Below are 20,803 nucleotides of genomic sequence, written 5' to 3' on the forward strand. Positions count from 1 at the left end.
CCGGAGGCCGCGATCGCCCGAGCGCTGGCGATGCAGCCCAAGCTGATGCTCTTCGACGAGCCGACCTCGGCCCTCGACCCCGAGCTGGTCGGGGAGGTGCTCGACGTCATGCGCGGCCTGGCCGCGGGCGGGATGACGATGGTCGTGGTCACGCACGAGATCGGCTTCGCCCGCGAGGTCGGCGACACGGTCGTGTTCATCGACGGCGGCGTCGTCGTCGAGGAGGGCGCGCCCGCCGACGTCCTGGGCCGGCCGCAGCACGAGCGCACCCGCTCGTTCCTCAGCAAGGTGCTGTGACGGTCCCGCCCGCCCGCTGCACCGGCGGGCGGGCGGGGTCAGGCGCGGGTGAGCCGGTGCACCTCGGCGGCCACGGCGTCCCGGTCGGCGGCCAGCAGCGCCCGCAGGGCGGGCAGCGAGCGCGCCGACCGGGCGGCCGCGTAGGCGGCCCGCGTCCCGGACGAGCGCGCGGCCCACACCGCGGCGTTCACCGCCAGCCGGGTCCGGGCCAGCGGGAGGACGACCCGCGCCTCGACCTCGTCCAGGGACGCCTGCTCGCCCCAGCCGGCGACCACGTCGAGCAGCCCCCGCAGCGGGTCGTCGGTGAGCCGGGCCGCGTAGCCCGCCGCCACCGCCAGCTCGGCCACCCGCAGCCCGGTGAGCATGTCGCCGAAGTCGAGGACGCCGGTCACCCGGGGGCGGCCGCCGGCCCGCCCGACGAGGAGGTTGGCGTCGTGCAGGTCCTGGTGGACGACGGCACGCGGCAGCTCGGCCAGGTGCGGGGCCACGTCGGCGGCGAACCCGTCGGCGGCCGCGGCGGCGAGCTCGCCGACTCCTGGGTCCCGGACGTCGGGCAGGGCCTGCAGGATCGTCCGCCGCCCGCGCGAGGCCTCCCACACGTGGGTCAGCCCCGGTGGCGGCGGGGGCGCCGTGGCGAGGGCCGCGGAGAGGCGGGCGGCGGTGCCCCCGACCTCGCGCAGCAGGTCGCGGTCCACCTCGGCGGCGTGCAGCGGGACGCCGGTCAGCCACTCCTCGACCACCACCAGGACGGGGGTCCCCCCGGCGTCCGCTCCGGACACCGCCGCCCCGCTCCGGTCGGGGACGATCCCGGGCACGGGCTGCCCCCGATCGGCGAGGCCGGTCACCACCGCGGTGCGCCACTCCAGCGCGGCGCGCTGCTGCTCCTCGTCGTGGACGACCTTGACCGCGAGGACGCGGCCGGCGTCGTCCTCCACGCGGCAGACGGTGGCCAGCTCGGCCTCGACCCGCTCGATCCGGCGGGCCCGCAGCCCGTGGAGCTCGGCGACGAGGGCCCGCACCTGCTCGACGGCGAGGTCGAGGACGCGCCCGGCCGACTGCTCCGGGGAGGGCCCACTGACGACCACCCCACGGACCCCCGCCGGTCGAGCCGACACACTGTGCCCGTCGAGCCTGCCCGCGCCGCACGGGCGGGCGCAATCCCGGAGGGCCCGTGACGCCGCAGCGCATGCACATGGCCAACAGCCACGACCCCTCCACCGCGCGGGACGCGCTGCCGGCGTCGACCGCGGCGCTGCTGCGGCGGCGGGAGCGGGTGCTGGGCGCCCCCTACCGGCTGTTCTACGAGGAGCCCCTGGAGGTGGTGCGGGCGGAGGGGACGCTGCTGTTCGACGCCGCGGGGCGCGACCACCTCGACGTCTACAACAACGTGCCGGCCGTGGGGCACTCCAACCCGCGGGTGCAGCAGGCGGTGGCCGACCAGCTCGGCCGGGTCAACACCCACACCCGGTACCTGACCTCCGGGATCGTCGACTACGCCGAGCGGCTGACCGCGCTGTTCCCGCCGCACCTGCAGCAGGTCGTGTTCTGCTGCAGCGGCAGCGAGGCGGTCGACCTGGCGCTGCGGGTCGCCGAGTACGGGACCGGCGCCGGCGGGTGGCTGGTGACCGGCCACGCCTACCACGGCACCACCCGGGCGACGGCCGCCGTCTCCCCCAGCCTCGGCCCGAACAACCCGATCCCGGCGCACGTCGTCCTCGTCGACGCCCCCGACCAGCTGCGGGAGGACCCCGCCACGGCCGACCGGGCCCTCGCCGCCCGGGTCGCCGAGGGCATCGAGACGCTCCGGCAGCGCGGCCACGCCCTCGCCGGGCTGCTCGTCGACTCCTGCCTGTCCAGCGACGGGCTGCAGCTCGACCCCGCCGGGTTCCTGGGGCCGGCCGTCGACCTGGTGCACCGCCACGGCGGCGTGTACGTCGCGGACGAGGTGCAGCCGGGGTTCGGCCGCCTGGGCACCGGCTGGTGGGGGTTCCCCCGTCACGGCGTCGTCCCCGACCTGGTGGTGCTCGGCAAGCCGATGGGCAACGGGCTGCCGATCTCGGCCGTGGTGGGCCGGGCGGACCTCTTCGACCGCTTCGGGCGCGACGTGCGCTACTTCAACACCTTCGGCGGCAACCCGGTGAGCATCGCGGCGGCCGCCGCCGTGCTCGACGAGATCGAGGACCGGGACCTGGTCCCGCACGCGGCCGAGGTCGGCCGGCACCTCCTCGGCGAGCTGCGCCGGCTCACCGCCGACGACGGGCGGATCGGCGAGGTGCGCGGCGCCGGCCTCTTCCTCGCCGTCGAGGTGGTGCGGGACCGGGCCGGCCTGACACCGGACGCGGCGGCGGCGGCGTTCCTGGTCAACGAGCTGCGCCGGCGTCGGGTGCTGATCAGCGCGTCCGGCCGGCACGCCAACGTGCTCAAGATCAGGCCGCCGCTGGTGTTCGGCCACCGGGACGCCGAGCGCTTCCTCACGGAGTTCGGGGGGGCGCTGTCGGTCCTGCCGTCGTCCGGCTGACCCGCGCCGGGCCCGCCGTCCGGCACCTCAGCGCAGGTGGCCGGTGTCGTTGACCAGGCGCACCGAGTGCCGGCCGTCGGTGGCCCAGGCGACCGTGGACAGCGAGGCGGCCTCCAGGAACACCCGGTGGACCACCGCGTCGTCGACGTCGAGCCCGGCGGCCAGCAGCAGCTTGATCGGCGTGACGTGGGTGACCACCAGCACCGTCCGCCCCCGGTGCTCGCGCAGGATGCGCGCGCGGGCCCGGGCCACGCGCCGGCTCACGTCGGCGACCGACTCCCCGCCCGGAGCGGCGACGGTGACGTCGGCGGCGAAGCGCCGGGTGGCGAGCGGGTAGCGCTCCCGCGCCTCCGCGGCGGTCAGCCCCTCCAGCTCGCCGAAGTCGAGCTCGACCAGGTCCTCGTCGACCTCGACCGGCAGCCCCAGCGCGGCGGCCACCGTCTCGGCGGTCTCCCGCGTCCGCCGCAGCGGCGAGGCGACGACCACCTCGATGCCCAGGTCGCGCACCCGCGCGGCGGCGGCCTCGGCCTCCGCGCGCCCGGTCGGCGACAGCGGCAGGTCGTTGCGCCCGCTGTAGCGGCGCTCGGGGGTGTGCGCCGTCCGCCCGTGGCGCAGCAGGTGGGTGACGGTGGTGACGACGGGCGGGGGCTCGGCGGCCGGCTGGACGTCGTCGGCCACGGTGCTCGGCTCGGCCGCGGCGTCGCGGTGCACCGGCTTCCCGTCCATCGCGCTGTTGGCCAGGACGTCGGCGGCACCGTTCTGCGCCCGCGGCACCCACGTGTAGCGGACGCTGCCCAGCTGCCGGGCCAGGTCGCGGGCCTGCAGGGCGAGCTTCTGCATGTCCGGGTGCTTGACCTTCCAGCGGCCCGACATCTGCTCGACGACGAGCTTGGAGTCCATGCGGACCTCGACGTCGGCGGCCGGGTCGAGGTCGAGCGCGGCCTGCAGCCCGGCGACCAGCCCGCCGTACTCGGCGACATTGTTGGTCGCCCGGCCCACCGAGGCGGCCCGCTCGGCGAGCACCCGCCCGCTGGTCGCGTCGCGGACGAGCGCGCCGTAGCCGGCCGGGCCCGGGTTGCCCCGTGACCCGCCGTCGGCCTCGACGACGAGCCGGCGCGTCACAGCCCGGACTCGGCGGTGCGGACGAGGATCCGGCCGCAGTTCTCGCAGCGGACCACCTCGTGCGGGTCGGCGTTGCGGACGGCGGCCAGCTCGCGCCCGTTCAGCTCGATCCGGCAGCCCTGGCACTGGCGGGCCTTCAGCACCGCCGCGCCGGTGGTGCCGGTCTGGGCGCGGATGCGGTCGTAGAGCGTCCGCAGCGGGTCGGAGATGCCGGCGGCGACCTCGGCGCGGGCGGCCTCGTGCCGCGCGGTGGCGTCGGCGATGTCGGCCAGCGCGTCGTCGCGCAGCTGCTCGGCCCGCTCCCGGTCGGCGACGGCCGAGGCGCGGCCCTCCTGCGCGGCTCCCAGCGCGGCGTCGGCGGTCTCCCGGCGCTCCATCAGCTCGAGCACCTGGTCCTCCAGGTCCGACTGCCGCCGCGCGAGCGACTGCAGCTCCGACTGCAGCGAGGTGATCTCCTTCGGCGTCGCCGCCCCGGAGTCGATGCGCGACTGGTCGCGGGCCGCCCGCTGTCGCACGGTGTCGACGTCGGCCTCGAGCCGCTTCTGCTCGCGGTCGAGGTCGCTCACCTCGGTCTCGGCGCGGACCACCGCCTCGGCGAACGTGCGCTCGGCCTCCGTCGCGGCCTCGACCGCGGCGACCTCCGGCAGCGTGCGCCGCCGGTGGGCCAGCTGGGTGAGCGCGACGTCCTCGTCGGCCAGGGCCAGCAGCTTCTGCTGCTCGAAGTGGTCGGCCTTCACCCGTCCAACCTACCTGCGGCTGACGGCTTCCCCGGCCCCCGTGCAGGGTCCCGACGCGAGCCTGCGAGCGGTGGGGGGCACGGGGGTCCTTCACCTGCGGGCGCCGGCGTCCCCCGTCCCCGGCGGGGCCGACTCCAGCGGGTCGGGCAGGTCGCGGAAGGTCGGGTCCTCGCGCTCGGCGGTGTAGTCGGCCTCCGCCGTGCCGTCCACGCCCTCGGGCACCCGGGCCGCCCGCAGCGCCACGGTCACCAGCACGGTGACGACGAGGTTGACCAGCAGCGCCAGGAAGCCGGCGTACACGCTGGACTGCACGTCCAGGCCGAGCTTGGCCAGCGGGAACGACGACCCGCCGAAGTGCTCGCGGACGACGCTGCCGTCCGGGCCGACCCGCGGGATGTTGTAGAGCATCAGCAGGCCCGCGGCCATCCCGGCCACCCAGCCGGCGACCAGCCCGCCGCGGTGCAGCCAGCGGGTGTAGAGCCCCAGCGCGACCGCCGGCAGCGTCTGCAGGATGATCACCCCGCCGATGAGCTGCAGGTCGATCGAGAACTGCGGGTCGATGAACAGGATGGCCGCGACCGCGCCCACCTTGACCACCAGCGAGGTGATCTTCGCGACCTGGGCCTCCTGCTTGGGCGTGGCGTCCCGCTTGAGGAACTCCTTGTAGATGTTGCGGGTGAACAGGTTCGCCGCGGCGATCGACATGATCGCCGCGGGGACCAGCGCGCCGATGCCGATGGCGGCGAAGGCGATGCCGGCGAACCAGCTCGGGAACATCTCCTGGAACAGCACCGGGACGATCGTGTTGCCGTCCTCGCCGATCGGCGTGACCCCGGCGGCGATGGCCATGAAGCCCAGCAGCGCGATGAACCCGAGCGCGAGGCTGTAGACCGGCAGGGCGCTCATGTTGCGCTTGAGCACGTCGCGGTTGCTGGCCGCCAGGATGCCGGTGATCGAGTGCGGGTAGAGGAACAGCGCCAGCGCCGAGCCCAGGGCCAGGGTCGCGTAGCCCAGCTGACCGGTGGCCGGGAGCAGCACCCCGGCGCCCGTCCCGGCGGAGAACTTCTCCTCGGCCGCGCCGAAGATCGCCTCCCAGCCGCCGAGCTTCGCCGGGATCACGATGACCGCCACGATGATCGTCAGGTAGATCAGCGTGTCCTTGACGAAGGCGATCAGCGCCGGCGCCCGCAGGCCGGAGTTGTAGGTGTAGAGCGCCAGGATCACGAAGGCGACGATGAGCGGGAGCTCGCCCTCGACGCCCATCGCCTTGAGGATCGCCTCGATGCCCACCAGCTGGAGGGCGATGTAGGGCATCGTCGCCACGATCCCGGTGAGGGCGACCAGCAGCGCCATCACCGGGCTGTCGAACCGGGCGCGGACGAAGTCCGCCGGCGTCACGAAGCCGCGCACGTGGCTGACCGACCACAGCCGGATCACCACGAGGAAGACCAGCGGGTAGATCACGACGGTGTACGGGACGGCGAAGAACCCGGAGGCGCCGGCGCCGAACATCAGCGCGGGGACGGCGACGAAGGTGTAGGCGGTGTACAGGTCACCGCCCAGCAGGAACCAGGTGATCCAGGTGCCGAAGCTGCGCCCGCCCAGGCCCCACTCGTCGAGGTGCATGAGGTCCTCCGCGCGCCGCCAGCGGGCGGCGACGAACCCCATCACGGTGACGACGAGGAACAGGACGATGACGATCGTCAGCTCGACGACGTTGACCCCGTCCACGGCTCAGCGCTCCTGGTCTCGGGTGGTGTCCCGGGTCGTGGTGTCCCGGGTCGTGGTGGTGCGGCCGGCGTCCCGCGCGACGGCGGCGCGGGCGGCGGCCTGCTCGGCCGGGCTGCGCCGGGTGGCCCGGTAGACGAGCACCGTGGTCAGGACGCCGAGCGCGACGAACGCCAGCTGCAGCCAGTAGAAGAGCGGCCAGCCGAACAGGGTCGGCTCGACGTGGTTGTACAGCGGGACGATCAGCGGCACCACGACCGGCAGGAGCAGCAGCCAGTTCCAGGGGCTGCGGTCGCTGCGCACGGGTACCCCTCCGGTCCGCGCCCGACCGTCGACGGGCGGTGTCGGTGCGCTGGCCATCGTCGGCCTCCTCCCGGGGCGCCGCCCCGGACCTCAGCCGGCCGCCCCTGCGGCCGGCTCCCCGTCTGCCCCTGCGTGCACCGTCCACGGGTCGGTGCGGCGCCGGGAGACGACCGCCTCGACCCGGCCGGACAGGTCCGCGGCCAGCACCTCCGCGGCCACCGGCACCCAGGGCCACTCGGAGGCGAAGTGTGCCACGTCGCACAGGCCAGGGCCCTCGTCCTCTTGCGCCTCGCTCACCGGGTGGTGCCGCAGGTCACTCGTCAGGAGGACGTCGGCGCCGGCGGCCGCGGCGGCCTGCAGCAGCGAGCCCCCGCTGCCGCCGCACACCGCGACGGTGCGCACCGGGCGGCCGGGGTCGCCGGCCGCGCGCACGCCCCCGGCGGTTGCGGGCAGCACGGCCGCGGCGTGCGCAGCGAAGGCGGCCAGCGTCGTCGGCACGGGGAGGTCCCCGACCCGGCCCAGGCCCTGGCGCGAGCCAGGGGCCACCGGCTCCAGCGGCCGGGTCGCGGTGAGCCCGAGGACGGCGGCCAGCGCGTCGTTGACCCCGACGTCGGCGGCGCGGTCGGCGTTGGTGTGCGCCACGAACAGCCCGCACCCGGCCCGCACGAGCCGGTGCACCAGGCGCCCCTTCGGGTCGTCGGCCGGGACGCCGTGCACCGGGGTGAGGAACAGCGGGTGGTGGGTGACCAGCAGGCCCGCGCCGGTCTCGACCGCCTCGTCGACGACGGCGGCCACCGGGTCGACGGCGACGAGCACCCGGTCGACCGGCTCCGCGGGGTCGCCGCACACCAGCCCGACGGCGTCCCAGCTCTCGGCCAGCGCCGGGTCGTAGCGGGCCTCGAGTGCGGCGACGACCTCGCCGAGGGTGGCGGTCACGACGGCCGACCCTAGGTGGACCGCGCCATCACGACGCGCCGGCCGTGCACCTCCAGCCCCAGCGCGGCCTCGTGCGCGACCCGGGCGGCCAGCTCCGGCCCCGGGTCGGTCACCTCGGTGAACCCGCGGGCGGCATACCAGGGGCCGTCGGCGTAGGTGGTGAGGGTGACCCGCCGTGCGCCGGCTCCCCGTGCCGCCGACACCGCGGCCTCCAGCAGCGCAGCGCCGACGCCCCGCCGCATGGCCGACGGGTGCACCGACAGCTGCTCGAGGTGCACCTCGCCGTCCACCCGCTCCAGCGCGGCGAACCCGACCACCGGCCGCCCGGCGACCAGGACGCGCCAGGCGCCGGCCCGCAGCGCGGCCGGCGCGGCGGCGGGCAGGTCCAGCACCCCGCGCTCGCGGAAGAGCCCGTCGGCGGCGTCCTCGACGGCGGGGACCTCCCGCAGGTCCGCGGCCGAGGCGACCCGGACGGCGATCCCGCTCACGCGCGGAGCCTCCCAGCCCGGCGGGCCGGTGGCCTGCCACCGCGCACGCCCGCCGGGCACTCCTCAGACCACGGCCGGCACCCGGGGCCGGGGCACCGCCGGCACGCGACGCGACGCGCGCACGACGCGGGCCAGCACCGACGGCGCCATCAGGCTGGGCGGCGGCGCCTCGAGGTTGGCCACCCGCAGGAACGCCGTCCCCACCGCCGGGTCGACGGCGGCCGCGCGCTGCACCCGGGCGACGTAGCCGTTGAGCAGTCGCGTGCGCCGGTCGACCGGGCCGGGGACGCCGGGATAGCGCCGGTCCCCGCCGGCCGCGATCTGCCACGGGACGTCGACGACCGGCGCGCAGGCCCGCCAGAACTCCTGCGCCAGCGAGGGCCGGTCCAGCCCGCCGCGGAGGACGTCGCGCAGCGCGAGCGCCTCCAGCGCGGCCACGGCCATCCCCTGCCCGTAGACGGGGTTGAAGCTGCAGACGGCGTCGCCGGTGACCAGCAGCCCCCGCGGCGAGCGCGCCAGCCGCTCGTAGCGCCGGCGCACCGACGCCGGGAACCGGAAGCGCCGCGGCTCGTCGAGGGGCTCGGCGGAGCGGATGACCTCGTACAGCGCCGGCGACGGCAGGCTCGCCGCGTAGGCCTCGAAACCGGCGTGGTCCAGCGGCGGCCGGTCCCCCAGGATCCCGCCGAGCCCGCAGACCCAGCGGTCCCCCTCCTGGGCGAGCAGGACGCCGCCCCGCGGGTTGTCCGGCGTGCCGGCCAGGGCCAGCCCGAGGGCCCCGTCGAGGTGGCCGGGCTCGCGGCGGTAGTGGCGGGTGGCGTAGGCGACGTCGACCTCGACCCGCTCCTCCTCCGGCGCCTCGAAGCCCGAGGCAGCCAGCCACTCCGGCGCGCAGGACTGCCGCCCGGAGGCGTCGACGACGAGGTCGGCGTCCCACCGGCGGAGCCCGTCGCCGGGCGGGTCGTCCCGGTCCAGCCCCGCGACGCCGGTCACCCGGCCCGAGGCGTCGTGCACCAGGGACCGCACGTCGACCCGCTCGCGGACGCCGATCCGCGGGTCGGCCAGCACACGGCGGCGCACCTCCCGCTCGAGCAGCGGCCGGCTCACCATCAGGCCCTCTAGCCCCGACGTGGCCGCGGCCATCGGCCGGCCCTGGCTGATCCAGCGGAAGTCCGCCTGCATGTCGCCGGAGAGGGCGCCCCGCGCGACGAGGTCCGCGGTCAGCCCCGGCAGCAGCTCCTCCAGGGCCCGCCGGCCGCGCGCCAGCAGCCCGTGCGCGTGCGCGGACTGCGGGGCGCCACCGCGCGCGACGGCGTCGTCGGGCAGCGTGTCGCGGTCGAGCACCACGACCCGGCCGACGTGCTCGGCGAGGACGCGGGCCGCCAGCAGGCCGGCCATGCTCGCGCCGATGACGACGGCGGTGCCGCCCTCGCCGGTGGTGGGAACGGTCATGGGTACCTCCCGGTCGCGCCACCCCTCCCCGGGGCGGCTCCTGACCGACCAGAGGCCGCCCCTCGTCGCCTGATACGCCGACCTCGCTGCCCACCGGCCCACGCAGCGCGTCCTCCCCCACCGCAGCGCGTCCTCCCCCACGGTGGGCGGTCGGGGAGGACACGCCATGATCAGGTCGCCTGATCGTCGCCGCGGGGACCCGGGGTGGATGGAAAGCTCAGGACCCGTGGCAGAGCGGGGGTTGCGGGCACCGGCGTGGCTGGAGGAGCTGGTCCGCACGAGCCCCCCGCCGGTGCCCTGGCGCGACGTCGTCCGGTTCGCCGTCACCGTGCCCGCACCGCTGGCGCTCGCCCTGCTGGTCGGCGGAGGGACCGCGCTCGGCGCCGGGGTCTTCGCCACCACCGGCGCGCTGGCCGCCAGCCTCGCCCCGCAGGCCGGGCCGCTGCGCGACCGGCTCCGCCGCACCGCCGCCGCGGTCGGCTTCGGCGCCGTCGGGCTGGTCGCCGGGCAGTACGCCAGCGGCGGCGGCTGGCTGCCGGTGCTCGTCGTCGCCGTGCTGTCGGCGGCGGCCGCCGTCATCAGCGCGGTCAACTCCGCGATGTCGCTGGGCGCGCTGCAGCTGCTGGTGTACACCGCGCTGGCCTCCGGGCTGGTCACCCCGCTGCCGGAGGTGGCCGAGGTGGCGTTCTTCTTCGCCGGCGCCGCCTGGGCCACGCTGACCACCCTGCTGCAGGCCGCGACCGAGCCCAGCGACCCCGACCGCACCTCGGTCGCCGCCGTCTTCACCCGCATCGCCGCGCTGCTCACCGCCGTGGGCACCGAGGGCACCGACGACGCCCGCCGCGAGCTGACCACCGCGCTCAACGCCGCCTACGACCGGGTCATCCGCACCCGCAGCCTCGCCGCCGGGCGCAACCGGCAGCTCTCCGAGCTCGCCGGGATCCTGAACGCGGCCGCGCCGCTGGTCGAGGCCGCCGTGGCCTCCGTCCGCGCCGGGGTGCCCGCCGACCCGCACGACGTGACGGCGGTGCACGCGCTGGCCGCGGCCGTCTCCGGCGCCCGCGAGCTGCCCGCCGAGCGGCCCCCCGCGCTGGAGGACGGGCCTGCGGTCCGCCGCGCGGTGCGGCACGGGGTGCGGCTGGCGTGGGCCGTGGTCGGTGATCCCGAGGAGCGGGCCGGGGCCGCCGTCCCGGCGCCGCGGCTGCCGTGGCGCGAGCGCCTGCGCGACGTCGCCGACCGCACCTTCGGCAGCCCCGACACCCGCGACTTCGCCCTGCGGCTGGTGCTGTGCATGACCATCGCGGAGGTGGCCCGGCAGCTGCTGCCCATCGAGCGGCCCTACTGGGTGCTGCTCACCGTGGCGATCGTGCTCAAACCCGACTTCGGGTCGGTGTTCACCCGGGCGGTCCAGCGCGGCGCGGGCACGCTGCTCGGCGTCCTCATCGGCTCGCTGCTGCTGTCGGTGCTGCCCGGCGACGCCTGGGTGGTGCTCGCCATGGTCGTCGCCGTCGGCCTGCTCCCGTGGGCGCGGGGCGCGAACTTCGGCCTGTTCTCCGTCTTCCAGACGCCGGTGATCATCCTGCTGCTCGACCTCGCCGTCCCCGGCGGACCCGGGCTGGTCGGCGCGCGGCTGGTCGACACCCTGATCGGCTGCGGGATCGTCCTGGTGGCCGGGTACCTGCTGTGGCCGCAGACCTGGCGGGCGCCGCTGGACGAGGCGCTGCACGCGGCCGTCCTCGCCCTCGACGACTTCGCCGGCGCGGCGTTCGGCGAGGACCACACCGCCCGCCGGCGGGCCCGGCGGCGCAGCTACCGGGCACTCACCGAGCTGCACACCCAGCTGCAGCGGCGGCTGGCCGAGCCGCCGCCGATCAGCACCCGGGCCGGCGCGTGGTGGCCGGTCATCGTGCAGCTGGAGCGGACCTCCGACGCGGTCACCGAGGCGGTCATCGCCGTCCGCGGCGGCGAGCCGGCCCCCGACCCGGCGCAGGTCGCGGCGCTGCGCCGGGCCGTCCGCGGCCTGGCCGACGAGCTGCACGCGACGACACCGCCGGACGACGCGGAGATCCTCGCCGACGGGGTGCTCGCGCCGGTGGCCCGCGAGGTCGACGCCGCCCGCCGGCTGGTCCGCGACGCCGCGCCCGGACGCCGCCCCGAGACCACGGCACCCGGCACCTGACCCGGGTCCGCGGCTCCCACCACCCGGCCCCGCGCGCGGCGGACGGGCGGGGGCGGAGTCGCCGGTCCCCCGCGGCTGCGCTGTCATGGACGGATGCCGACCGCCCCCGGTTCGACCTCCCCCGTCCCGCAGCAGCCCGGTCCCCCGCCGCCGGGCTCGCGCACCGTCCGCACCGACGACGGCGTCGACCTGCACGTCGAGGTCGACGGCCGCGAGGACGCGCCCCTGACCGTCGTCTTCAGCCACGGCTTCACCGCCCGGCTCGGCGAGTTCGACCTGCAGCGCGAGGCGATCCGCGACCGCGCCCGCGTGGTGCTGTGGGACCAGCGCGGCCACGGCCGGTCCGGCTGGGCCGATCCGCGCAGCGCGACGATCGACCGCACCGCCCGCGACCTCGACCAGGTGCTCGACGCCGTCGTCCCCGAGGGGCCGGTCGTGCTGGCCGGCCACTCCATGGGCGGCATGACGGTCATGGCCTTCGCCCGCCGGCGGCCGGAGCTGTTCGGCGACCGCGTCGTCGGCGCGTTCCTGCTGGCCACCTCCGCCGGTGGGCTGGTGTCCACCGGCCTGCTCGCCGCCGGCGTCCGGCTCCTGCGCCGGCTGCACCTGCTGCGGCTCTACCTGTGGTGGCTGCGGCTGCTCGCGCCGACGCTCGAGCGCTTCCGCCGCCGCGGCACGCGGATCGGCCGGCACTACATGCGCCGCTACCTGTTCGGGAAGGACGACGCGACGCCCGAGGCCGTGCGGCTGGTGCAGGACATGCTCGAGGAGACGCCGCTGCCGATCACGATGGCCTTCTACGGCACCTTCCTCGACCACGACGAGACCGCGTCCCTACCGGTGCTCGGCCGCGTGCCGGTCACCGTCGTCGCCGCCGAGTACGACCGGCTGACCCCGGCCGTCCACGGCCGCCGGCTCGCCGAGGGGATCGGTGCCAGCGCCGAGCTGGTCGTGGTGCCGGGCGCGGGGCACAGCGTCAACCTGACCCGCACCGCCGTCGTCGACCGGGCCCTGACCGACCTGCTCGACCGGGTCGAGGCCGGCCTGGGGCCCGCCCGGCGGGCAGGCTGACACCCGCCGTGCCTACTGTGGCCGTCACCACAGCAGCGGGGCCGGGGCCGCGGGACGACGGGACCTCCGGACGACGAGCAGAGGAGCGACCACCGTGGACCGCCTGAGCGCGACCGACGCCGGCTTCTACTACGCGGAGAGCGAGAACGCGCCGCTGCACGTCGGCTCCGTGGCGGTCTTCGAGGGGCCGGCGCCGTCCTACGGGGACCTCGTGCGGCTGCTGCTGAGCAAGCTGCCGCAGGTGCCCCGCTACCGCCAGCGGGTCCGCCGGGTGCCGATGGACCTGGGCCGGCCGCTGTGGGTGGACGACCCGCACTTCCAGATCCTCTACCACGTGCGGCACACCGCGGTGCCCAGGCCCGGCGGTCCCGAGCAGCTGCGCAACGTGGCCGGGCGGGTGCTCGGCCAGCGCCTCGACATGGCCAAGCCGCTGTGGGAGGTGTGGCTGGTCGAGGGCCTGGAGGACGACCGGTGGGCGATCATCTCCAAGGTCCACCACTGCATGGTCGACGGCATCGCCGGCACCGACCTGATGCAGGTCGTGTTCGACCTCGACCCGAACGCCGAGCACGCGGCGCCGGGCGACTGGACGCCGCAGCGCAGCCCGTCGAACCTCTCGATGGTGGCCGGCGCGCTCACCGAGACCGCCACCGCCCCGCTGCGCCAGCTCACCCACGGCCCCAGCGCCCTCACCGAGGGCGCGAAGGGCGCGCTGGGCAGCCTGCGCGCGGCGGCCACGACCCTGCCCGCGCTGGCCCGCCAGGCGCTGACCCCCACGGCCCGCACCCTCACCGGCCCGATCGGGCCGCACCGCCGCTGGGCCTGGGCCGACGCGGAGTTCGCCGAGTTCAAGACCGCGCGCACCGCGCTGGGCGGCACGGTCAACGACGTCGTCCTGACCGCCATCACCCGCGGCTTCCGCGACCTGCTCAAGGGCCGCGGCGCGCTGGGCGCCGACACCGTCGTCCGCACGATGGTGCCGATCTCGGTGCGCCAGGAGGGCGAGCGCGGCGCGCTGGACAACCGGGTGACCGCCGTCTTCGTCGACCTCCCGGTGGGCGAACCCGACCCGGTGGTCCGGCTGGCCAGGATCCGGCGGCAGATGGACGACTACAAGAAGACGATGCAGGCGGTCGACGCCCGCTCGATCATCGCGATGGGCGACGTCATGGCGCCGACGCTGCTGGCCCTCGGCGTCCGCGCCACGGTGCAGGCCGGCCAGACGTGGTGCCAGGCGGTGACCACGAACGTGCCCGGCCCGCGGGTGCCGCTGTACGTGCTCGGCAGGCGGATGGTCTCCGCGCACCCCTACGTGCCCATCGCCGGCGGCACCCGCATCTCGATCGGCATCTTCAGCTACCTCAACTCGATGACCTTCGGGATCAACGCCGACTTCGACGCCTTCCCCGACGTCGACGTCCTCACCGAGGGCATCCGCCGCGGCGTCGACGAGCTCGTCGAGGCCGCCGGCAGGCAGCCGGCCGCGGCCACCAGCTGAGCCCCCGGCGCCCGCCGCGGTGACCTGGTTCACCGCGGCGGGCGCCGGGTAGCGGAACGCGGGTGACCGCTCCCGAGACCGACCTGACCGTCGCCGTCACCGGCCCCACCGGCACCTTCGGCGAGGGCCTGGTCCCGCTGCTGCAGGCCGACGACCGGATCCGGCGGGTCGTCGGCATCGCCCGCCGTCCCTTCGACCCCGCCGCCCGCGGCTGGACGAAGATGGAGTACCGGCGCGGTGACGTCCGCGACGACGACGCGCTGCGCGAGGCCTTCGCCGGCGCCGACGTCGTCGTGCACCTGGCCTTCCTGATCACCGGCAACGCCTCCCGGGACACCACCCGCGCGATCAACGTCGACGGGACGCTCAACGCCTTCCGCGCCGCGGCGGCGGCCGGCGCGCGCCGGTTCGTCTACGCCTCCTCGGTGGCCGCCTACGGCTTCCACCCGGACAACCCGGTCGGCATGACCGAGGAGTGGCCGGTGCGTCCGGCATCGAGGCTCTTCTACGCCCAGGAGAAGGCCGAGCTCGAGCAGCTGCTGGAGGCGGAGGCGGCCCGCCACCCGGAGCTGTCGCTGTACATGCTGCGGCCGCCGGTGGTGCTCGGCCCGCACACCGTCGGCGCCAAGGACGTCCTCCCCGGCCCGCTCGCCCCGCTGGGCCGCCGGCTGGCCGAGCAGAGCACCCGGCGGCTGCCGGTGCCGGTCCCCGTGGCGGTCCCCGCGCTGCCGCTGCAGTTCATCCACGAGGACGACGTCGGCCAGGCGCTGCTGCAGTGCGTCGTCGCCGCCGGCCCGCCCGGGGCGTACAACATCGCCGGCGACGGCGTGCTCACCGCCGCCGACGTCGCCCGCGAGTACGGCGCGATCCCGCTGCCGCTGCCCGCCGCCCCGGCCCAGCTCGCCGCCCGGGCGGTGTCCCGGCTGCCCTTCCTGCCGCCGGTCGCCGAGTGGGTGGAGGCGGCCAGCCACCCGGCGATCATGGACACCACCAAGGCCCGCGAGGAGCTCGGCTGGACGCCGCGCTACACCGGCCTGGAGGCGCTGCGCGCGACGCTGCGCTCGGGCTGACCCGGCTACCGCGGACGGCGCCGGCCCGGCAGGCTCGGTCCTCCCCCGGCCACGGCGGCAGACCGAGGGCCGGGCGGGCCACCGCCGGGCGGACGATGGGCGGGCAGAGGAGCCCGGAGGGAAGGTGCGCATGTCGCAGCTGGTGGACACCGACGTCCCGCTGATCGTGCTGGTCGACGTCGACAGCGAGGTCGAGCGGCGGCTCGTGGCCGAGGCGCTGCCGCCCGGCGACGGCGGCTCGCTCACCGTCCTGCCCCTGCGGGGCGGGTCCCTGACCGGGCCGCTGGCCTCCGCCGCGCCCGACACCGTGGTGACGGCGGTCCGCGTGGCCTGGGCGCCCCGCCGCGCGACCGGCCGCACGACCGGCCGCGGGCGCGGCCGGACCCGGCGCGGGCGCCTGCAGGCCGCCGCCCCGTCGCTGCTGCGCCGTCCCCCGGGAGCGCTGCAGGCCGCCGCCCTGCGCCGCGACCCGGACCGGGCGCGCGTGGTGGTCGCCGAGCCCGCCTCGGTGGCCGAGCTGTCGGGGCGCTGGGACGGCACCGGGTCCCTCGCCGGCTTCGTCGCCCACCAGGCCGCCCTGGCCCTCGACCGGGCCGAGCGGACCATCGTCGGCGACCGGGCCAAGGTGCCGCGGCACGTCACCGAGGCGATCCGGCACAGCCCCGAGTTCCGGCGCGAGGTCACGCGGCTCGCCGAGCGGCTCGAGCGCCCGGAGGAGGAGGTGCACGCCGAGGCGGTGCAGGACCTCGACAGCCTGGTCGCCGCGATGGACCCGGTCGCCATCGAGGTGTTCACCGGCCTGCTGCGGCCGGTGCACGCCCGCGCCTGGGACGTGCAGGCCGACACCGCCCGGCTCGACGTGCTGCGCGAGCTCAACCGCCGGCACCCGCTGGTCTTCCTGCCCAGCCACCGCTCCTACGTCGACCCGCTGGTGCTCGCCGACGTCCTCGCCGCGCACGACTTCCCGCGCAACCACGTGCTCGGCGGGGACAACCTGCGGTTCTGGCCGGTCGGGCCGCTGGCCAAGCGCGCCGGGCTGGTGTTCATCCGCCGCAGCTTCGGCGGCGACCAGGTCTACAAGCTCGCCGTCCGCGAGTACTTCGCCTTCCTGCTGGCCAAGCGGTTCAACCTCGAGTGGTACATGGAGGGCGGCCGATCGCGCACGGGCAAGCTGCGCCCGCCCCGGCACGGGCTGCTCGGCTACGTGGCCGACGCCGTCGAGCGCGGGCGCGTGGAGGACGCCTACCTCGTCCCCGTCTCGATCACCTACGACCAGCTCCGCGAGGTCTCCGGCATGGCCGCCGAGCAGGGCGGGGCGGCCAAGCGCAGCGAGGGCCTGTCGTGGATGGCCTCCTACATCCGCGAGCAGGTGCGCACGCCGCTGGGCACGGTGCACGTCGGGTTCGCCGAGCCGCTGTCGCTGGCCGCCGCGCTGCGCAGCGGCGCCGACCCGGCCGATCCCGACGCGCGCCGGCTGACCCTGCAGAAGGTGGCCTTCCAGGTCGCCGTCGGCATCAACTCGGTCACCCCGGCCACGGCGACGGCGCTGGTCACCCTGGCGCTGCTCGGCGTCCGCGACCGGGCCCTCACCCTGGCCCAGGTGCAGCGGGTGCTCCAGCCGCTGCTGGCCTACCTCACCGAGCGGCGGCTCCCCTCCTCCGGCGCGGCCCTGGACACCGCCGGCGGCGTGCGGCGGGTGCTCGGCGCGCTGGCCCAGCAGGGCGTCGTCACCGTCTACGAGGGCGGGGAGGAGCCGGTCTACGCCATCGAGCGCGGCCAGCACCTGGTCGCGGCGTTCTACCGCAACAACGCGATCCACCACTTCGTCGACCGGGCGGTCGCCGAGCTGGTGATGCTGCGCGACCCGGTCGACCGCTGGGAGGAGGCCGCCCGGCTGCGGAAGCTCCTGGAGTTCGAGTTCTTCTTCCCCGAGCGGGAGGCGTACCGCGAGCGGCTCTCGGCGGAGCTGGCGCGCCTGGACCCGGACTGGGAGACCGCCGACGGCCGCGACGTCCTGTGCCGGGCGCCGCTGCTGGTGGCCCACCGGGTGCTGCGGTCCTTCGTCGACGCGCAGCTGGTGGTGGCCGAGCGGCTGGCCGCCCGCGACCCGCGGACGCCGGTCGTCGAGGCCGACTTCCTGACCGAGTGCGGCGGCGTGGGCCAGCAGATGCTGCTGCAGGGCCGGCTGCACGGGCCCGAGTCGCTGTCGCGCGAGCTGTTCGCCAGCGCCCTGCGGCTGGCCGCCAACCTCGACCTGGTCGACCCCGGCCGGGAGGAGCTGGCCCGCCGCCGGCAGGAGTGGGCCGCTCAAGTCCGGGACGTCGTCGGCCGAGTATCCGTGATCGACGAGCTGGACGCCGCGGCGCGGCGGGAGAACGTGGGGGTGGAGCCGTGACGGCCGAGCAGGAGACCCCGCCCGGAGGCGGGCTGGGCGGCAACGCCGCGGCGATGGCGCGCGCCGGCGTGTGGACCGAGGAGCAGCTCGTCGCCGACGTCGACGCCGCTCCCCCCGGCCCCCGCGTCGGCGCGTTCTTCGACTTCGACGGCACGGTCATCGACGGCTACTCGCTGGCCGCCTTCGCCCGCCACCACCTGCGCTCGCTGGAGGTGACGCCGGCCGCGATGGGCCAGCTGCTCCTCAACGGCCTGCGCGGGGTCACCTCCGAGGAGGACTTCGAGCGGTTCACCGTCGCCGGGATGCGCGCGTGGGCCGGCCGCAGCGAGGACGAGCTGGTGGAGCTCGGGGAGCGGTTGTTCGTCCAGGGCATCGCCGGCTCGCTGTTCCCCGAGGCGTGGCGCCTGGTCACCGCCCACCTGCAGGCCGGGCACACCGTCGTCCTGGCCTCCTCGGCCACCCGCTTCCAGGTCGAGCCGGCCGCCCGCGCCCTCGGCGTGGAGCACGTGCTCGTGTCGCCGGTGGAGATCGTCGACGGCGTCTGCACCGGGCGCCCCGGCGGCCCGCTGCTGTGGCGCCAGGGCAAGGCCGCGGCGGTGCGGTCCTTCGCCGAGGAGCACGGCATCGACCTGCTGCAGAGCTACGCCTACTCCAACGGCGACGAGGACGTCCCGTTCCTGCGCACCGTGGGCCGGGCCCGGGCGCTCAACCCCGGCCGCGGCCTGGCCGCCGCCGCCCGCCACTACTCCTGGCCGGTCGCCCGCTTCCGGCGGCGCGGCACGACCTCCCCGGTCGACCTCGCCCGCACCGTGGCCGGGGTCGGCGGCCTGTTCGGCGGGTTCGCCACCGGCCTGGCCGTCGGCGCGCTGAGCGGCTCGCGGCGGGAGGCGGTCGACCTCGGCATCACCCTCGCCGGGGAGCTCGGCAGCGCCCTGGCCGGCGTCCGGCTCGACGTCCAGGGCGCCGAGCACCTGGCCACCCGCCCGGCGGTCTTCCTGTTCAACCACCAGAGCCAGCTCGACGTCCTGGTGCTCGCCAAGCTGCTGCGCGGCGGCTTCACCGGCGTGGCCAAGAAGGAGCTGGCGAAGACGCCGGGCTTCGGGCTGGCGTTCCGGCTGGCCGACGTCGCCTTCGTCGACCGCGGCGACCCCGCCCAGGCCCGCAAGGCGCTGGAGCCCGCGGTCGAGCGGCTCCGCGAGGGCATCTCCCTGGTCATCGCGCCGGAGGGCACCCGGTCGGCCACCCCGACCCTGGGTGCGTTCAAGAAGGGTGCGTTCCACGTCGCGATGCAGGCCGGCGTCCCGATCGTGCCGATCGTGCTGCGCAACACCGGCGAGCTCATGTGGCGGGGCGCGACGACCATCCACCCGGGCGTCGTCCAGGTGCGCGTGCTGCCGCCGGTCCCCACCGACGGCTGGACCGCCGAGGACCTCGACGCGCGCGTGGCGGAGGTGCACGACTCCTACCTGCGCACCCTGGCCAACTGGTCGGGGCGCGCCGAGCGGCCCGTGGTGTCCGAGGAGCCCACCGCCGAGGCCGGGCCGCCGGTGCCCGCACCGCCGCTGGACTGGGGCAGCGCGCCGGAGATGAACCCGCTGGAGACGGCGATGTGGCGCGCCGAGGCCGCCGACCCGCGACTGCGCGCCAACGTGGCGCTGCTCGAGCTGCTGGATCCGGCCCCGGACTGGGAGCGGCTGCGCGCCGCCCACGAGTGGGCCTCGCGGATGGTGCCGCGGATGCGCCAGCGCGTCGTCGAGCCGGCGCTGGGCATCGGCACCCCGCGGTGGGCGACGGTGGCCGAGCTCGACCTCGACGCCCACGTGCGGCACGTGCACCTCGAGGAGCCGGGCTCGATGCGCCAGCTGCTCGACGTCGTCGGCGAGTTCGTCTCCGCCCCCCTGGACCGCGACCGCCCGCTCTGGCAGGCGATGCTCGTCGAGGGCCTGTCCGACGGCCGCGCCGGCTACGTGGTCAAGACCCACCACAGCACCACCGACGGCCTGGGCGCGGTGCAGCTGATGAGCCGGCTGCACAGCCGCACCGCCGAGCACGACCCCGCCCGTCCCGAGCCCCCCGTGCCCACCCCGGACGACGACGTCTCCCGCACCGCGCTGCTCGCCGAGCAGCTGGTCGGGACGGCGCGCTCGGCGCCGCTGGCGCTGCTGCGCCGCGGCGCCGGCGCGCTGGGCAGCGCCGCGCACCCGTGGGACGCCGTCAGCTCGGCGCTGGGAACGGCGAGGGCCGCCGGCCGCACCCTCGCCCCGCCGGGGCCGGGCTCCGCGCTGCTCACGCCCCGCGGCGGCGGCTGGCACCTGGAGGTCCTCGAGGTGCCGCTGGCCGACCTCAAGGCCGGCGCCAAGGCGGTCGGCGGGTCGCTCAACGACGGGTTCCTCGCCGCGATGGTCGGCGGCTTCCGCCGCTACCACCAGCGGCACGGGGCGCCGCTGGGCACGCTCACCGTCGGCATCCCGATCAGCCTGCGGGCCCAGGACGCCCCGGAGGGCGGCAACCGGTTCACCGGCGCCCGCTTCCCCGCACCGCTCGACGAGGCCGACCCCGCCGTCCGCATCCGCACGATCCGCGAGTTCGTGCTGTCCGTCCGCGGTGACGGCGGCGGCGCCGGCGTGGTCAGCGACCTGCTCGCGCCGACGCTCAGCTGGCTGCCCGCGCCGGTGATCGGCGCCGTCTCCGGGCAGCTGACCAGCGCGAACGACGTCCAGATCTCCAATGTGCCGGGGGTGACCCACCCCGTCTACATCGCCGGCTCGCGGATCGAGCGGATGTACCCCTTCGGCCCGCTGCCCGGCTGCGCGGCGATGATCACCCTGCTCTCGCACGAGGGGCAGTGCTGCATCGGCGTCAACGTCGACGCGGCCGCCATCACCGACCCCGCCGGCCTGGTGGCCGACCTGCAGGCCGGCCTCGACGAGGTGGTCGCGCTCGGCCGCTGACCACCCGCTGGACGCCGTCCCGCGGCGTCCAGCGGGTGTACCCCGGCGCTCCTGCGGTACT

The 20,803-nt window shown here is 76.5% G+C and carries 15 protein-coding genes and 1 pseudogene; 8 read left to right on the forward strand and 8 right to left on the reverse strand.

Annotation, left to right across the window (positions count from 1 at the left end; genetic code table 11):
• A pseudogene (locus ACU616_RS00005) lies at positions 1-297 on the forward strand (ectoine/hydroxyectoine ABC transporter ATP-binding protein EhuA); the annotation flags it as partial.
• 38 nt (positions 298-335) lie between these two features.
• On the opposite strand, the gene ACU616_RS00010 reads toward ACU616_RS00005, so the two are convergent.
• Positions 336-1,382 carry a phosphotransferase gene (locus ACU616_RS00010; protein ID WP_446756451.1) on the reverse strand — a complete coding sequence of 349 codons (1,047 nt, stop codon included), beginning with the start codon at positions 1,380-1,382 and terminating at the stop codon, positions 336-338.
• Between the two features lie 86 nt (positions 1,383-1,468).
• On the opposite strand from ACU616_RS00010, the gene ACU616_RS00015 reads away from it, so the two are divergent.
• The gene (locus ACU616_RS00015; RefSeq protein WP_446756452.1) at positions 1,469-2,815 is read left to right on the forward strand and encodes an aspartate aminotransferase family protein; all 1,347 of its coding nucleotides are present in this window, start codon (positions 1,469-1,471) and stop codon (positions 2,813-2,815) included.
• A gap of 27 nt (positions 2,816-2,842) precedes the next feature.
• Here the strand turns inward: ACU616_RS00015 and ACU616_RS00020 are convergent, their stop codons facing one another.
• The 7 genes from ACU616_RS00020 to ACU616_RS00050 all read right to left on the reverse strand — a co-directional run bounded on the left by ACU616_RS00020 (position 2,843) and on the right by ACU616_RS00050 (position 9,578).
• The gene (locus ACU616_RS00020; protein ID WP_446756453.1) at positions 2,843-3,937 is read right to left on the reverse strand and encodes a bifunctional RNase H/acid phosphatase; all 1,095 of its coding nucleotides are present in this window, start codon (positions 3,935-3,937) and stop codon (positions 2,843-2,845) included.
• Entirely contained in the window at positions 3,934-4,674 is a 741-nt protein-coding gene (locus tag ACU616_RS00025; RefSeq protein ID WP_446756454.1) for a zinc ribbon domain-containing protein, read from the reverse strand. The genes ACU616_RS00020 and ACU616_RS00025 overlap by 4 nt, the downstream gene beginning before the upstream one ends.
• Before the next feature lie 90 nt (positions 4,675-4,764).
• Positions 4,765-6,405, reverse strand: coding sequence for a monocarboxylate uptake permease MctP (gene mctP / locus ACU616_RS00030; protein ID WP_446756455.1), 1,641 nt, complete (start codon positions 6,403-6,405; stop codon positions 4,765-4,767).
• Between the two features lie 3 nt (positions 6,406-6,408).
• Positions 6,409-6,705 (reverse strand): DUF3311 domain-containing protein, encoded by a 297-nt coding sequence (locus ACU616_RS00035; protein ID WP_446756456.1) that lies wholly within the window; start codon positions 6,703-6,705, stop codon positions 6,409-6,411.
• Between the two features lie 90 nt (positions 6,706-6,795).
• Entirely contained in the window at positions 6,796-7,641 is an 846-nt protein-coding gene (locus tag ACU616_RS00040) for a Nif3-like dinuclear metal center hexameric protein (RefSeq protein WP_446756457.1), read from the reverse strand.
• A gap of 11 nt (positions 7,642-7,652) precedes the next feature.
• Positions 7,653-8,129 carry a GNAT family N-acetyltransferase gene (locus tag ACU616_RS00045; RefSeq protein ID WP_446756458.1) on the reverse strand — a complete coding sequence of 159 codons (477 nt, stop codon included), beginning with the start codon at positions 8,127-8,129 and terminating at the stop codon, positions 7,653-7,655.
• A gap of 63 nt (positions 8,130-8,192) precedes the next feature.
• On the reverse strand, positions 8,193-9,578 hold the full coding sequence (locus tag ACU616_RS00050) for an FAD-dependent oxidoreductase (RefSeq protein ID WP_446756459.1): 1,386 nt from the start codon (positions 9,576-9,578) through the stop codon (positions 8,193-8,195).
• Between the two features lie 226 nt (positions 9,579-9,804).
• Here ACU616_RS00050 and ACU616_RS00055 point away from each other — a divergent pair, with 226 nt between their 5' ends.
• The 6 genes from ACU616_RS00055 to ACU616_RS00080 all read left to right on the forward strand — a co-directional run bounded on the left by ACU616_RS00055 (position 9,805) and on the right by ACU616_RS00080 (position 20,742).
• On the forward strand, positions 9,805-11,757 hold the full coding sequence (locus tag ACU616_RS00055; RefSeq protein WP_446756460.1) for an FUSC family protein: 1,953 nt from the start codon (positions 9,805-9,807) through the stop codon (positions 11,755-11,757).
• 93 nt (positions 11,758-11,850) lie between these two features.
• Positions 11,851-12,828 carry an alpha/beta fold hydrolase gene (locus ACU616_RS00060; protein ID WP_446756461.1) on the forward strand — a complete coding sequence of 326 codons (978 nt, stop codon included), beginning with the start codon at positions 11,851-11,853 and terminating at the stop codon, positions 12,826-12,828.
• A 94-nt stretch (positions 12,829-12,922) separates the two neighbouring features.
• Positions 12,923-14,326 (forward strand): WS/DGAT/MGAT family O-acyltransferase, encoded by a 1,404-nt coding sequence (locus ACU616_RS00065; RefSeq protein WP_446756462.1) that lies wholly within the window; start codon positions 12,923-12,925, stop codon positions 14,324-14,326.
• Between the two features lie 62 nt (positions 14,327-14,388).
• Entirely contained in the window at positions 14,389-15,396 is a 1,008-nt protein-coding gene (locus ACU616_RS00070; RefSeq protein WP_446756463.1) for an NAD-dependent epimerase/dehydratase family protein, read from the forward strand.
• A gap of 130 nt (positions 15,397-15,526) precedes the next feature.
• Positions 15,527-17,791 carry a glycerol-3-phosphate 1-O-acyltransferase gene (locus ACU616_RS00075; RefSeq protein ID WP_446756464.1) on the forward strand — a complete coding sequence of 755 codons (2,265 nt, stop codon included), beginning with the start codon at positions 15,527-15,529 and terminating at the stop codon, positions 17,789-17,791.
• The gene (locus ACU616_RS00080) at positions 17,788-20,742 is read left to right on the forward strand and encodes a wax ester/triacylglycerol synthase family O-acyltransferase (RefSeq protein WP_446756465.1); all 2,955 of its coding nucleotides are present in this window, start codon (positions 17,788-17,790) and stop codon (positions 20,740-20,742) included. Before ACU616_RS00075 ends, ACU616_RS00080 begins: the two co-directional genes overlap by 4 nt.
• Positions 20,743-20,803 lie beyond the last annotated feature (61 nt).

Source organism: Geodermatophilus sp. URMC 62 (assembly GCF_052931475.1).

What these genes read in the sequence shown, in the direction of transcription:
- ACU616_RS00050 (WP_446756459.1), bottom strand. Translation starts at nt 9,578, where the DNA reads ATGACCGTTCCCACCACCGGCGAGGGCGGCACCGCCGTCGTCATCGGC.
- ACU616_RS00060 (WP_446756461.1), top strand. Translation starts at nt 11,851, where the DNA reads ATGCCGACCGCCCCCGGTTCGACCTCCCCCGTCCCGCAGCAGCCCGGT.
- ACU616_RS00075 (WP_446756464.1), top strand. Translation starts at nt 15,527, where the DNA reads ATGTCGCAGCTGGTGGACACCGACGTCCCGCTGATCGTGCTGGTCGAC.